General features: G+C 69.3%; 12 protein-coding genes. 1 reads left to right on the plus strand and 11 read right to left on the minus strand.

Features of this window, described 5'->3' with window-relative positions; all coding sequences use genetic code 11:
• Positions 1-138 precede the first annotated feature (138 nt).
• The 9 genes from VGK78_RS05235 to VGK78_RS05275 all read right to left on the minus strand — a co-directional run bounded on the left by VGK78_RS05235 (position 139) and on the right by VGK78_RS05275 (position 9462).
• The gene (locus VGK78_RS05235; RefSeq protein ID WP_331526410.1) at positions 139-930 is read right to left on the minus strand and encodes an ABC transporter ATP-binding protein; all 792 of its coding nucleotides are present in this window, start codon (positions 928-930) and stop codon (positions 139-141) included.
• A complete protein-coding gene (locus VGK78_RS05240; RefSeq protein WP_331526412.1) occupies positions 927-1790 on the minus strand; it encodes an ABC transporter permease in 864 nt (287 codons plus the stop codon). The genes VGK78_RS05235 and VGK78_RS05240 overlap by 4 nt, the downstream gene beginning before the upstream one ends.
• Positions 1791-1867: 77 nt before the next feature.
• Positions 1868-3853 carry a glycosyltransferase gene (locus tag VGK78_RS05245; protein WP_331526413.1) on the minus strand — a complete coding sequence of 662 codons (1986 nt, stop codon included), beginning with the start codon at positions 3851-3853 and terminating at the stop codon, positions 1868-1870.
• A complete protein-coding gene (gene glf / locus VGK78_RS05250) occupies positions 3850-5022 on the minus strand; it encodes a UDP-galactopyranose mutase (protein WP_331526414.1) in 1173 nt (390 codons plus the stop codon). The genes VGK78_RS05245 and glf overlap by 4 nt, the downstream gene beginning before the upstream one ends.
• Positions 5023-5055: 33 nt before the next feature.
• Positions 5056-5997, minus strand: coding sequence for a glycosyltransferase family 2 protein (locus VGK78_RS05255; RefSeq protein ID WP_331526416.1), 942 nt, complete (start codon positions 5995-5997; stop codon positions 5056-5058).
• Entirely contained in the window at positions 5994-6920 is a 927-nt protein-coding gene (locus VGK78_RS05260; RefSeq protein WP_331526418.1) for a glycosyltransferase family 2 protein, read from the minus strand. Before VGK78_RS05260 ends, VGK78_RS05255 begins: the two co-directional genes overlap by 4 nt.
• 9 nt (positions 6921-6929) lie before the next feature.
• Positions 6930-7742 carry a nucleotidyltransferase domain-containing protein gene (locus VGK78_RS05265; RefSeq protein ID WP_331526419.1) on the minus strand — a complete coding sequence of 271 codons (813 nt, stop codon included), beginning with the start codon at positions 7740-7742 and terminating at the stop codon, positions 6930-6932.
• Between the two features lie 34 nt (positions 7743-7776).
• Positions 7777-8064 carry a DUF1905 domain-containing protein gene (locus VGK78_RS05270; protein ID WP_331526420.1) on the minus strand — a complete coding sequence of 96 codons (288 nt, stop codon included), beginning with the start codon at positions 8062-8064 and terminating at the stop codon, positions 7777-7779.
• 9 nt (positions 8065-8073) lie between these two features.
• A complete protein-coding gene (locus VGK78_RS05275) occupies positions 8074-9462 on the minus strand; it encodes an LCP family protein (RefSeq protein ID WP_331526421.1) in 1389 nt (462 codons plus the stop codon).
• Between the two features lie 178 nt (positions 9463-9640).
• Between VGK78_RS05275 and VGK78_RS05280 the strand changes: the two genes are divergently transcribed.
• On the plus strand, positions 9641-10888 hold the full coding sequence (locus tag VGK78_RS05280) for an LCP family protein (RefSeq protein ID WP_331526422.1): 1248 nt from the start codon (positions 9641-9643) through the stop codon (positions 10886-10888).
• A 53-nt stretch (positions 10889-10941) separates the two neighbouring features.
• On the opposite strand, the gene paaK is transcribed toward VGK78_RS05280, so the two are convergent.
• Together paaK and paaI are read right to left on the minus strand one after the other, a co-directional pair.
• Positions 10942-12222 (minus strand): phenylacetate--CoA ligase PaaK, encoded by a 1281-nt coding sequence (gene paaK / locus VGK78_RS05285; protein WP_331526423.1) that lies wholly within the window; start codon positions 12220-12222, stop codon positions 10942-10944.
• A 20-nt stretch (positions 12223-12242) separates the two neighbouring features.
• Entirely contained in the window at positions 12243-12668 is a 426-nt protein-coding gene (gene paaI / locus VGK78_RS05290; RefSeq protein WP_331526424.1) for a hydroxyphenylacetyl-CoA thioesterase PaaI, read from the minus strand.
• Between the last annotated feature and the right edge of the window lie 4 nt (positions 12669-12672).

A 12672-nucleotide genomic window follows, 5' to 3' on the forward strand; every position in this document is an offset into this window, starting at 1 on the left:
GGAGCGTCGGCTCGAACCCGAACGAAGAGAGGGGTCGAGCGACGCGTCTCGAAATCCGGTAAGCGCCGGATCTTCCGAGCGAAGCTCGACCTTCCCGCGCCCACGCCGAGCCCTCCTTCCTCGCGCTCGGCTGCGCGGTCAGATGTCCGCGCCCATCGCCTCGTCCATCTCCTGCTCCTCGTCGAGCGGCTTGTCGCCGTCGTCGTCGTAGTGCAGGAAGCGGATGCCCTCGTCGACCGGCCCGTCGAACGCCAGCCGGCCCTTCTCCAGCACCAGCACCCGCTCGCACATGCTGCGGACACTGCCGGCTGAATGGCTGACGTAGAAGAGGGTCGTACCGCTGTCGCGGACCTCCTCCATCTTCGCCAGGCACTTGCGCTTGAACGGGCGGTCGCCCACCGCGAGCACCTCGTCGGCGAGGAAGATGTCGGCGTCGACGTGGATGGCGACCGCGAAGCCAAGCCGGGCGAACATACCCGAGGAGTAGTGGCCGACGGGCGAGTCCAGGAACCGGCCGAGATCGGCGAACTCCACGATGGCGTCGAACTTGCGCCGCGTCTCCGCCTCGGACATGCCGAGGATCGCGGCGTTCAGGTAGACGTTCTCACGGCCGGTGAGCTGCGGGTGGAAGCCGGCCCCGGTGGCGATCAGGCCGGCGATCCGGCCACGCGTCTTCACCACGCCGGAGTCGGGACGCATGATCCCGTTGATCATCTTCAGCAGCGTGCTCTTACCGGAGCCGTTCAGGCCCATCAGCCCGATCGACTCGCCCTGCTTGACCGTGAACGAGACGTCGTCGACGGCCAGGAAGGAGTCGGACAGGTCCTGCTGGCGCAGCATCGCCACGCTCATCTGCTTGAGCGTGCGGTGGTAGCGCAGGGTGAACGTCTTCGAGACGTGGCGGACGACGATCGAGCGGCGGTCGGTCACAGAAGACGCTCCGGGATGCGCCGTTCGAGGCGGGTGAACGTCGACTGGGCGAAGGCCAGGATCACCATGCTGATCAGCAGCGCCCGGACCGCCAGCCAGAACAGGTTCGGCGGCATGTCGGTGGCGACGGTCTGCGACGGGTGGCTGGTGGCGCCGACCCAGAAGCAGCGCTGGAACGACAGCACGGCCTCGCTGATCGGGTTCATGAGGTAGAGCCCGGTGTGACCGTGGAAGCGCTGGGCGACCAGCGTGTACGGGTACATCATCGGCACCCCGAAGCGGATGAAGTTGCTGAGCACGTTCACCGCGTTGTAGATGTCGCGCAGGAACACGTTCGCCGCGCTGAACATCAGGGCCAGCGCGGTGCCCAGGGTCATGCTGATCAGCAGACCCATGACGCCGAAGAACATCCCCACCGGGTCGGGGCGCCAGCCGGCGATCAGGGTGGCGATCAGCAGGATCACCACCTGGGGCACGACGTGGAACAGCGAGACCAGCATCGAGGCGACGGGGAACATCTCCCGTGGCACGGCCATCTTCTGGACCAGGGACTTGTTCCGGACGATCGACCGGGTGCCGGCTGTCATCGTCTCGGTGAAGAAGTGCACCACGATCAGGCCGGCGAAGACGTGGACCGCGAAGTCCTCGGTGCGGGTGGCCCGGCCGAAAAGGATGCCCATCACGAAGTAGTAGATGAAGAACTGCGTGAGCGGGTTGACGTAGGACCAGAGCAGGCCGAGCACGGACCCCTGGTAGCGCGCCGCGATCTCACGGCGCACCAGCAGGCTGAGGATGTAGCGGTGCCGGAACACCTCGAACAGCCCCTGCTCCGACCACGGCGGACGCAGCGGCGCGTCCACCGCACGGAAGCGTACGGGCGGCGCGGCAGGGGCGCTCGTCGCCGCGTCGTTCCCGCTCACGTCCCGGTCACTTCCGCTCACTCCTCGGACTCGGTCCAGGGCCGCAAGGTCTCCTCCCAGGCCTCGGGCGAGGTGATCTCCGCCAGGGCGTCCCGGTACTCGGCGGACAGGGCGTCCCACTCCCGGTGGAAGCGCGCGTGCACCGCGAGGGTGCGACGCATCAGGTCGCGGAAGTGGGCGGGGTCGCGCCGGTAGAGAGCAGCGGAGGTGCCGTCGTTCATGGACACGACGGCCGAGTCGTAGCGCGCCAGGCGGAACCACCTGGCGTCCATCGCCGGCAGCTCGACCTCGGGGAACTCCGCGGCGAGCTTCCGGCGCGGCCGCAGCTGCCGGATCGGGGCGAGCCCGGCGGTGATCAGCATCGACCGGCGGGTGGGGACCTCGCTGTCGGACTTCCCCTTCCGGGGCGGCTTCTCGCGGCGTACCGGCGGGAAGTCGTCGGGGTCGGCGTGCAGCTGGGCGTCGCTGAACTGCTTGCGGAAGGCGTTCACATCGGCCAGCCGGTGCGGGAGCAGCTCGTGGAGCCCGCGCGGACCGGCCAGGACGTCCTCCATGGCCATCAGTCGCAGCTCCGCGGTGGAGTACTGCATCGAGACCAGGTGGGCGATCTGGTGGTTGACGCTCTCGCGCAGCATCCGTCCGCCGCGCGGATATCTCGAGTGGAGCAGCGCCGCGACCAGACGGTTGCGGTGGTGGAAGTAGGCCTGCCAGTCGACGGCGTCGTTCTTGTCGCTCCACGGCACGTGCCAGACGGCGGCGCCGGGGAAGGTCACGGTCGGGAAGCCGTGCTCCTTCGCGCGCAGGCCGTACTCGCTGTCGTCCCACTTGATGAACAGCGGCAGCGACAGGCCGATCTCGTCGATCACCCGGCGCGGGATCAGGCACATGAACCAGCCGTTGAAGTCGACGTCCTGCCGCTTGTGGAGCCAGCGCGCGGAGCGCAGGTTGCGTGCCGCGAGGTCCCACTCCGGGTAGGCGTCGAGCGGGGTCATCCACCAGAAGCGCCAGGGATGGATGATCTCGCCGAAGCTGTGCAGCCGCGAGCGCGAGTAGAGGCTGAACATGTGACCGCCGACGATCGTCGGGCGCTTGGCCAGGTCGCCGAAGGTGACCGCCCGGATGATGCCCTCGGGCTCGCAGACGACGTCGTCGTCCATCATCAGCGCGTACGTCGCGGTGCCCTTGCGCAGCGACTCCAGCTGGCCCCGGGCGTACCCGCCGGAGCCGCCCAGGTTGCCCTGGACGAGCACCCGCAGCCGATCGCCCAACGCCTTCTCGGCCGCCGGGAAGAACTCCGAGCCGGTCACCGGCTTGGAGCCCTGGTCCATCACGAAGACGGTGTCGACGTACGGCGCCAGGTCGTCGTCGTCCCCGATCTGCTTGAGCAGCTTGGAGCAGAAGTCGGGGAGGATCGTGGTGATGGCGATGTCGGTGGTGCCGTGCTCCGCCAGCTCCTCAGGGACGTCGGCCGTCCACTCCGCCGACTCCACGACCGCGTCCTCGTCACCGCCGACGACGTCGTACCAGTACCAGCCGCCGTCGACGAACGGCGTGAGGCTGAGCTCGAACGTGAACCTGCCCGAGCCCTCGGAGTCCGTGGTGGCCGAGGCGACGCGCTGCGCGCGACCGTTGGCCATCGACTTGTACACCGTGACGCTCGAGCCCTTGCCGGTCACGGACACGGTCAGGGTGACGTCGGTGACGTGGGTCCACCGCCGCCAGTAGGACGCCGGGAACGCGTTGAAGTACGTACCGAAGGACAGCCGCTGCCCCTGGAGCACGCGGAGCGCCGTGCGCGACTCGATCTGGTCGGGGTGGACGCTCGCGCCGGTCGAGGTCGTCTGCCGGATCGCCGCCTGGTTGAGCTCCTTGGCGGCCCGGTTGCCGCCGACCTGGTACTTGTCGGCGTCGAGCCGTGCCTCCTCGGGGTCGACGTAGAGCGCCATCACGTCGGTGTCGCGGTCGAGCGGCAGGATCTGGCGCTGCAGCAGACGGGTGGTCATTCGACTCCTCCACTCGTGAGCTCGGCGCCCTCGGCGAAGTGGGGCCGCAGCTTGTTGTCGAACATGGACAGGGCCGAGCCGATCGCCATGTGCATGTCGAGGTACTTGTAGGTGCCGAGACGCCCGCCGAACAGCACCATCGGCTCCTTCTTGGCCAGCTCGCGGTACCGCAGCAGCGTGGCGCGGTCCTCCTTGGTGTTGATCGGGTAGTACGGCTCGTCGTTCTCCTCGGCGAAGCGGCTGTACTCGTGCACGATCACGGTCTTGCCCGGGAGATAGGTGCGCTCGGGATGGAAGTGCTTGAACTCGTGGATGCGCGTCCAGGGCACCTCGATGTCGTTGTAGTTCATCACCGCGCAGCCCTGGAAGTCGTCGACGTGCCTGACCTCCGCCTCGAGGTCGACGGTGCGCCACGACAGGCGTCCCTCGCTGTGGCCGAAGTACTCGTCGACCGGCCCGGTGTAGACGATCGGCACCCGGCCCTTGAACTCGTGGGCGATGTCGAAGAAGTCGGTGTTCAGCCGGACCTCGATCTTCGGGTGGTCGGCCATCCTGGTCAGCCACGCCGTGTAGCCGTCCACGGGCAGGCCCTCGTGGGTGTCGTTGAACCACCGGTTGTCGAAGTTGTAGCGGACCGGGAGCCGGGTGATGATGTCCGCGCTCAGCTCCTTCGGGTCGGTCTGCCACTGCTTGGCCGTATAGCCCTTGATGAACGCCTCGTACAGCGGGCGGCCGATCAGGCTGATCGCCTTCTCCTCCAGGTTCTGCGCATCCTCGGTCTGGATCTCGCTGGCCTGCTTGGCGATCAGCTCGCGGGCCTCGTCGGGGGTGTGGCTGCGGCCGAAGAACTGGTTGATCAGCCCGAGGTTCATCGGCAGTGAGTAGACCTGCCCGTCGTACTGGCCGAAGACGCGGTGCTGGTAGTGCGTGAACGACGTGAAGCGGTTGACGTACTCCCAGACCCGCTCGTTGGAGGTGTGGAAGAGGTGCGCGCCGTAGACGTGCACCTCGATGCCGGTCTCGGGGTCGGCCTCGCTGTACGCGTTGCCGCCGATGTGGCGACGTCGCTCGAGGACGAGGACGTCCAGGCCCAGCTCGTTGGCACACCGTTCAGCGATGGTGAGGCCGAAGAAACCGGACCCGACGACGACGAGGTCGGGCTGGGACAAGTCAGAACTCCTGATCGGTCGAGATCCGCCAGTCTAGCCAGCGGAGCGGTCCGAACCTGGAATCGTGCCGCCGCCCGAGGGCGAGGGGAGCCGACGCATCGAGCGCGCGTCGCGCACCGCGCGCAACACGTTGCTCGCCTCCACCCGGCCCCCGCGGACCGGGCTGAGCGCGGTCACGACGGCGGCGACCGCGTAGGGCTTGGCACGCACGAGCGGGTTGGTCCCGTAGCGGAAGTGCACAGCGAACAGGTTGCGGTACATGTAGTAGCCCTTCCAGGTGTCCAGCGCGTGCTTCTGGTCGAAGTCCAGCTGACGCACGAGTACGGCATCGCGGACGGCCCAGATCCGGTAACCGGCGCGGCGGGCGCGCAGGGCGAAGTCGACGTCGTCGTAGAAGATGAAGAAGGAGTCGTCGGGCAGCCCGACCGCCGCGACGACCTCTCGGCGTACCAGGAAGCCCTCGAAGGCGACGTTCTGCAGCTCCACGCGCTCCGGCATGGCGGCACGCTCGCCGTACGCCGACTCCACGCTGGCGCGCTTGGGCCGGATCGACCAGGGGCGGCTGAGGTCGAAGTCGATGGCGGCCTTCTCGACCAGGTGGCCGCGGATGTCCTCGCGGACCACCATCAGGCACGCCTCGTCCTGGGCCATCAGGACCGCCAGGCAGTCGGGCACCGGGACGACGTCGTCGTCGATCAGCCAGATCCGGTCGAAGCCCTGGTCGTACGCCGCCGCCATACCCGCGCGGAACCCGCCTGCGCCGCCGGTGTTGGTCTCGAGATGGATCCGCTGCAGCGTCGGCCCGGCCGACGAACGATGGCGGTCGAGCACCTCGCGGGTGTGGTCGGTGCTGGCGTTGTCGACCACGATGATCGACCCGGGCTGATGGGTCTGCGCGGTCAGCCCCTCGAGGGTCCGGGCGAGCAGGTCGGCCCGGTTGTAGGTGACCACGACGACGGCGACGGTCTCGCTCACAGGAACCTCTCGTGGCCGGTGAAGTCGCCCCGCAGCGCGTCGCGCCAGGCGCCGATGCTGAGCCGGATGCGGCCGGGGTCGCGCCGGGTGAACGTGTAGAACCACAGCGTCTTCGCGACGAAGGCCAGCGCGTGCGGTACCCCGCCGTACTCGCGCAGGTTGACCAGGTTGTTGCGCGCCATGCAGTAGTGCTTGAGGTCGCTCGGGGTGTCGTTGTACGTCGTGCGCCCGAACGCCATCGGGGTCCCGAGCGCCCCCACGGACGGGTGCTGGACCCGGGCATCGACGACGGTCGCGATGCGCGCACCGGCACGCTCCGCGCGGAGGCGGTACTCGTGGTCATCGCCCCAGATGAAGAACTCCGCGCGCGGCAGGCCGATCCGCTCGACCAGCCCGCGCGTGACCAGGACGCCGTTGAACGGGATCACGATGTCGCGGATCAGCCCACCATCGGCGGCTCGGCGTACGTCGTCCATGGCGTGCACTACCCGCGTGCCACCGGGCAGCCGGATCGGGAAGACCAGCCGTTCGGGGTCGGCCTCGTCGACGACGACCGGGCCCCAGAAGTCCAAGGCGCCGTCGTGGGCGAGGAGCCGGTCGAGGCAGTCAGGCTCGGGCGTGCCGTCGTCGTCCATCAGCCAGACCAGGTCGGCGCCCCGCTCCTCCGCCCAGCGCAACCCCTCGTGGAACCCGCCCGCGCCGCCGGAGTTCTGCGGCAGCGTCCGGGCCAGCACCGGCACGCCGCCGGCGGTCGTCCCCACCTTGCGCAGCCACTCCCCGGTGCCGTCGCTCGAGGCGTTGTCGATCACCAGGATCTCCGCCAGCTCCTCGATCGCCCGCAGTCGCTCGAGGAGCCGCTCGATCATGGCGAGCCTGTCGAAGGTCACGACCACCGCGCTGATGCGGCGGCGGCGGTCGGTCACGGGGAAACCCTAGGTCCTGCCAGCCCCCAGCTCGCCGCGGGCCAGCCGCGCCAACATCGCCATGGTGCCGGCCTCGAGCCCGGAACCAGGACGAGCACGACCGGTGCGCTCCGCCCAGTCCGTGAGCAGCTCGGTGTACCAGACTCCGGCCGCGTGGAGTGCCCGCGCGAGCTCTTCCGGCGCGGATGATCGCGGACACACCTCGTCGAGCCGAGTCAGCGTTGCCTGGTCCCTCGGGTCACCGACAGAGCCGATTCGGTACGCCGGAGGCGCCAGCAGAGGCACGAGGCGACTCGCGATCAGATCGCAGATACCGACCCACGTCATGAAGACCCGCCGCTGAAGCAACCCTCCGGCCAGCCACACGAGCAGCCCCCACGTGACGTCACAGGCACCCGTCGCGTCGTACTCCGGGAGGGGCAGGTGCGCGCGGTCCTGCTCGAAGGCGGCGCGGACATCACCACGGTCGACGAGGAAGTCGACCTCACCGGTCAGGCCGATCCAGACGTCGACGGTTCCCTCGTCGAGCGTGAGGTCGAGCATGTCGAGCTCGGCGGTCCGAGCCTGCCAACGGTACGGGCGCTGGTGCGGGACCTCCCAGCTCGCGACGGGGTCGGCACCGAGCAGCCGGCGAGTCACCTCTTCCCGTTCGGCCCAGATCTCGCCGCGTCGTCCCGGCTCGGCCACGACGACGAGATCGACGTCGGAGAGCTCGGTTGTCTCGTTCCGGGCCACTGAGCCGTGCACCAACGCGGCACGGACTCTCGTGTCGGCGACCGCCCACTCACGAGCACGGGCGACGATCCGGTCTGCCTGGTCCATCCCGGGATTACATCAGCGCCGCCGTCGAAGGCAGTCACAGGTCGATGGTGAGTCTCACCGTGACCTCGTCACCGAGCTGGAGCCCTTCCGGCCTGCGGACCGCGTCCTTGATCGGCACGACGTACCCGCCGTCCTTGGGCCACAGCGAGGTCGTGAAGTCGGTGTCGCCGATGCGGCCGCGGACCGGGATCATCCCCCAGCCGTAGGTGACGAACACCGCGGCGTCACGCAGCTCCTCGGCCTCGTCCTCCGGCACGGCGACGAAGTGGTACGGCGCGGGGCCGCGCCACTCGTACATCGGCCCGGAGAACTCCAGCTCCATGGGAGAAGTTCAGCAGACGGCGCCCAGGTTGCTGGACTGGTTCGCGGCGTACCCGGTGGAGAGCGAGCCGATCGAGCCGCCGGTGACGGTCGTCGGGGCCTTCTTCTTCGTGTGGTGGTGCGCCGAGGTGGCCGGCGGATGCTCCGAAACGGCGATGGAGGCCGCGACCTTGCGCCGGATCAGGGCGATGTCGGGGTGGCCGGTGTCGATCAGCGGCGGTACCAGCGAGAGCGTCGCGACCGGCTGGCTCTTCGCCTTCAGCGCGAGCGCCATGAACGTGTCCACCTCGCTCGCCGGGATGTCGGTGGAGATCATCTGCGACGACGCCTTGGCGATCTTCTCGAAGTTGGTCAGCACGGTCTGCGGGCTGACCTGGTGGAGCATCGCGTTCATCACGCACTTCTGCCGCGCCATCCGCGAGTAGTCGTCGGAGCTGTCGCGGGAGCGGGCGAACCACAGCGTGTCGAAGCCGTCGAGCTTGCGGATGCCGGGCTTGATGTAGCCGGTGACGTCGGCGCCGAGGCCGCCGACGGGGATCGGCTGCCGTACGTTGAGGGTGACGCCGCCGACCGCGTCGACGAGGCCGCGGAACCCGGCCAGGTTGACGAACGCCCAGTAGTTGACCTTCAGACCGGTGATCCCCTCGATCGCCGAGATCGTGGCGTCCATGCCGGGGTCCTTGACCCCCTTGAACAGACCGAGGTGGTCGCCGACCCAGGTGTTCACGCCGTTCAGCTCGCAGTCCGGGTAACCGCAGTCGAAGCCGTGCGGCCACGCCTTGTGCATCACCGAGCCCTTGGCGAACGGGAAGTTCGTCATGTTGCGCGGGAGGCCGATCAGCACCGTCTTCCCGGTCGTCGCGTCGATGCTGGCCACCGTCATCGAGTCGGTGCGCAGCCCCCACCGGCCGGCCCCGGAGTCGCCGCCGACGAGCAGCACGTTGTAGCGCCCGTCGTTCGCGCCGTGCACGGTGTCGCCGGAGAACATGGTGAGGATGAAGTCGCGCTGGACCCCGACCAGGTGGGCGCCGAAGAGCAGGGTGCCGGCGACCGAGAGGCAGAGGACGCCGTTCAGCCCGACCACGGCCCGGCGATGACCCATGGACAACGACAGCGGCTGGCCGATCCGCCACGCGTCGAGGAAGAGCAGCGCCCAGCCGATGGCGAGCACCATCAACCCGAGCCGGACGACGCCGAGTGCGGTGGTGTCGGTCACGAACCAGAAGACGTACTGGTGGTGGACCGCCGCCATCGCCATCCCGAGGATCCCCGCGACGAGGAGGGCCGCCCAGATGCGGGTGGCGATGCGACCGACCCTGCGGTCGCCGGCCACCAGCTGGGCCGAGCCCGGGACGGCCAGCGTCATCACCATCAGCATCAGTGCGCGGCGGTAGCGCACGCGCGCGGCACGGTCACCTGCGGTGGCCCGGACTGTGGGAGACGCGGGAGGCAGCCCCATGGGCATGGCTTTCTGTGCTGGGGAAGTAGCCCCGCCAGTATCACCAGCCACACCGGTCACACCGCGGACCGACGCGCCGAATCGGGCCCGTGAAGTGCCGGCCGGTACCCTCGCCGACATGTCCGACGACTGGCTGTACGGCCGCTCGCCCCGTGGCGGGAAGAGTGGGCGGGACGGCGGCCGCCAGGACGGCGACGCGGGCTCGCACGCCGATCCCGACGCCACCCGGCCGGTCCCGCGGCAGTCCGGGTCGCGCGAGCCCGGTCCCGACGAGACCCGCGTGATGCCCACCGTGGCACGTCAGCAGCGCGGCTCGGCCGCTCGGTCGCCGCGCGAGACACCAGCCCCTCCCCCGCCCCCGTCGCGTGCCGGCGGCGGGTTCCTGGGCGGCGTACGCCGGTGGGGCCCGCGGTGGCCTCGGCCGCGGTTCCGGCTCCGCTACCTCTGGCTGCTGCTCCTGCTCTGGCTGGTGTACCTGGTCGCAGTGCCGGTCTTCGCATGGAACAACGTCTCGCAGGTCAACGCGTTCCCGTCCGGCCACCGCCCCGCGGACACGCCCGGCACCAACTACCTGATCGTCGGAAGTGACTCCCGCAAGGGCCTCACCGCCGCCCAGCGCAAGCAGCTGCACACGGGCAACGACTCCGGGCAGCGCACCGACACGATCATGCTGCTGCACGACGGCTCGGGCCCGAGCCTGCTGATGTCGATCCCGCGCGACTCCCTGGTGGCGATCCCGGGCCACGGGACGACCAAGATCAACGCCGCGTTCGCCTACGGCGGCCCGAAGCTGCTGATCCGGACCATCGAGCAGCTGACCGGGATCCGCATCGACCACTACGTCGAGATCGGCTTCGGCGGCTTCGTGAACGTCGTCGACTCGGTCGGCGGCATCACCATCTGCCCGAAGCACAACATGGACGACAAGCTGGCCAACCTGCACGTGAAGAAGGGCTGCCAGCACGCAGACGGGCGCGTCGCGCTCGCCTACGCCCGGTCGCGGCACGCCGACCCGAAGCTCGGCGACGTCGCACGAGGCGGGCAGCAGCGCGAGGTGGTGAACGCGGTCGGTCACAAGGCGCTGTCGCCGTGGACGTTCGTCAACCCGTTCCGGTACTGGAGCCTGAACATGTCCGCCGCCGACAGCCTCCAGGTCGACCAGGACCTGAGCGTGTTCGGGATGGGACGGTTCGCGTGGGGCCTGACGCACGCCGACCTCAACTGCGTGGTGCCGATCAGCAACCTCTCGGTCCAGCTCGACCCGACCCGGTCCAAGCAGATGTTCAAGCTGATCCGCGACGACGACACGTCAGCGGTCGACAAGCGACTCTGCACCCGGTCGGGGCTGCCGCCCAGCGCGGGATAGTACGGATCAGCGGGCGGTTGTCCACGGGCGTGAGACGAGCCAGGTGATCCGTACTATCGCGACCGGTGGTCCTCGATCCGCCGGGCCTTGCCGGTCGAGCGCTCGAGGCTGTGCGGAGCGACCACCTCGACCCGGGCGGTGACGCCGATCCGGTTCTTGATCCGCTCGGCGAGCACCGACTCGAGCGCGGCCGTGCCGAGGGCGTCCGGCTCACCCAGCGACTCCACCCGCACCGTGAGCTCGTCGAGGTTGCCGGGCCGGCTGAGCACGCACGTGTAGTGCGGCGCCAGGCCGTCGACCGCCAGGATCTGCTCCTCGACCTGGGTGGGGAACACGTTGACCCCGCGCACGATCATCATGTCGTCGGTGCGACCGGTGACCTTCTGCATCCGCCGGAAGGCCGGGTACGCCGACCCCGGCAGCAGGCGGGTCAGGTCGCGGGTGCGGTAGCGGATCACCGGCATCGCCTGCTTGGTCAGGCTGGTGAAGACGAGCTCGCCCTCGTCGCCGTCCGGCACCGGCTCCAGAGTCAGCGGGTCGACGATCTCGGGCAGGAAGTGGTCCTCCCAGACGTGCAACCCGTCCTGGGTCTCGCCGGACTCCTGGCTGACCCCTGGACCCATGACCTCGGACAGTCCGTAGATGTCGACCGCCCGCAGGTTGGTGCGGGCCTCGACCGCGTGCCGCATCTCGTCGGTCCACGGCTCGGCACCGAAGATCCCGACCTCCAGGCTGGTGTCCTTCGGGTCGACGCCCTGGGCCTCGAGCTCGTCGAGGATCGACAGGAAGTACGACGGCGTCACCATGATCACCCGAGGCCGGAAGTCGACGATCAGCTGCGCCTGCCGCTCCGTCATGCCGCCGCTGACGGGAACCACCGTGCAGCCGAGTCGCTCCGCGCCGTAGTGGGCTCCGAGCCCGCCGGTGAACAGGCCGTAGCCGTAGGCCACGTGCACGACGTCACCGGGCCGCCCGCCGGCCGCGCGGATCGAGCGCGCCATCAGCTCCGACCAGGTGTCGAGGTCGTCCGCGGTGTAGCCGACCACGGTGGGCTTGCCCGTCGTGCCGCTGCTGGCGTGGACGCGGTTCACCTGCTCGCGCGGCACCGCGAACATGCCGAACGGATAGTTCGCGCGCAGGTCCGACTTGGTCGTGAACGGGAGCTGCGCCAGGTCGTCGATCGAGGTCACGTCCTGGGGTTTGACTCCCGCCTGGTCGAAGGCGCGGGTGTAGTGCGGCACGTGCGCATAGACCCGGGTCAGGGTGTCCTGCAGCCGCTCGAGCTGCAGCCGCTCGAGCTCGTTCCGGTCGTACGTCGGGATCTCGCCGCTCATGCGGCGAATCTAGACCGGAGTCAGCCCGCGTCGAACAGCGTGCCGCGGATCTCCTTGCTCCGTCCGGTGAAGACCGCGACGACCTCGTCGCCGACCGTGACCAGCACGTCGTACACCCCGTCGCGGCCGTCGCGCTCGCGCTCCGTCGCGGTGGCGACCAGCCGGTCGCCGAGATGCGTCGGCCGGCGGAACCGGATCTCGCACCCGGCCGCCACCGTGGAGCGGTTGTAGGAGTTGCAGGCGAACGCGAAGGCGCTGTCGGCCAGCGTGAACGTGTACCCGCCGTGCCCGATCGCATGGCCGTTGACCATGTCCTCCCTGACCGTCATCGAGAGGGTGGCCGTCCCGGGGCCTACGGCGTCCAGACTCATCCCCAGGCCCTGACTGGCCCGGTCGCCGGCCCACATCGCTTCGGCGCTCCGGCGGGCGGTCTCCTCGGGCGTCACGGGC

The organism is Nocardioides sp. (genome assembly GCF_036503465.1).
Lineage (GTDB): Bacteria > Actinomycetota > Actinomycetes > Propionibacteriales > Nocardioidaceae > Nocardioides.

Excerpts from the sequence above, each read along its gene's own strand:
- VGK78_RS05245 (WP_331526413.1), bottom strand. The coding sequence starts at position 3,853 with ATGACCACCCGTCTGCTGCAGCGCCAGATCCTGCCGCTCGACCGCGAC.
- VGK78_RS05265 (WP_331526419.1), bottom strand. The coding sequence starts at position 7,742 with ATGGACCAGGCAGACCGGATCGTCGCCCGTGCTCGTGAGTGGGCGGTC.
- VGK78_RS05270 (WP_331526420.1), bottom strand. The coding sequence starts at position 8,064 with ATGGAGCTGGAGTTCTCCGGGCCGATGTACGAGTGGCGCGGCCCCGCG.
- VGK78_RS05280 (WP_331526422.1), top strand. The coding sequence starts at position 9,641 with ATGTCCGACGACTGGCTGTACGGCCGCTCGCCCCGTGGCGGGAAGAGT.
- paaK (WP_331526423.1), bottom strand. The coding sequence starts at position 12,222 with ATGAGCGGCGAGATCCCGACGTACGACCGGAACGAGCTCGAGCGGCTG.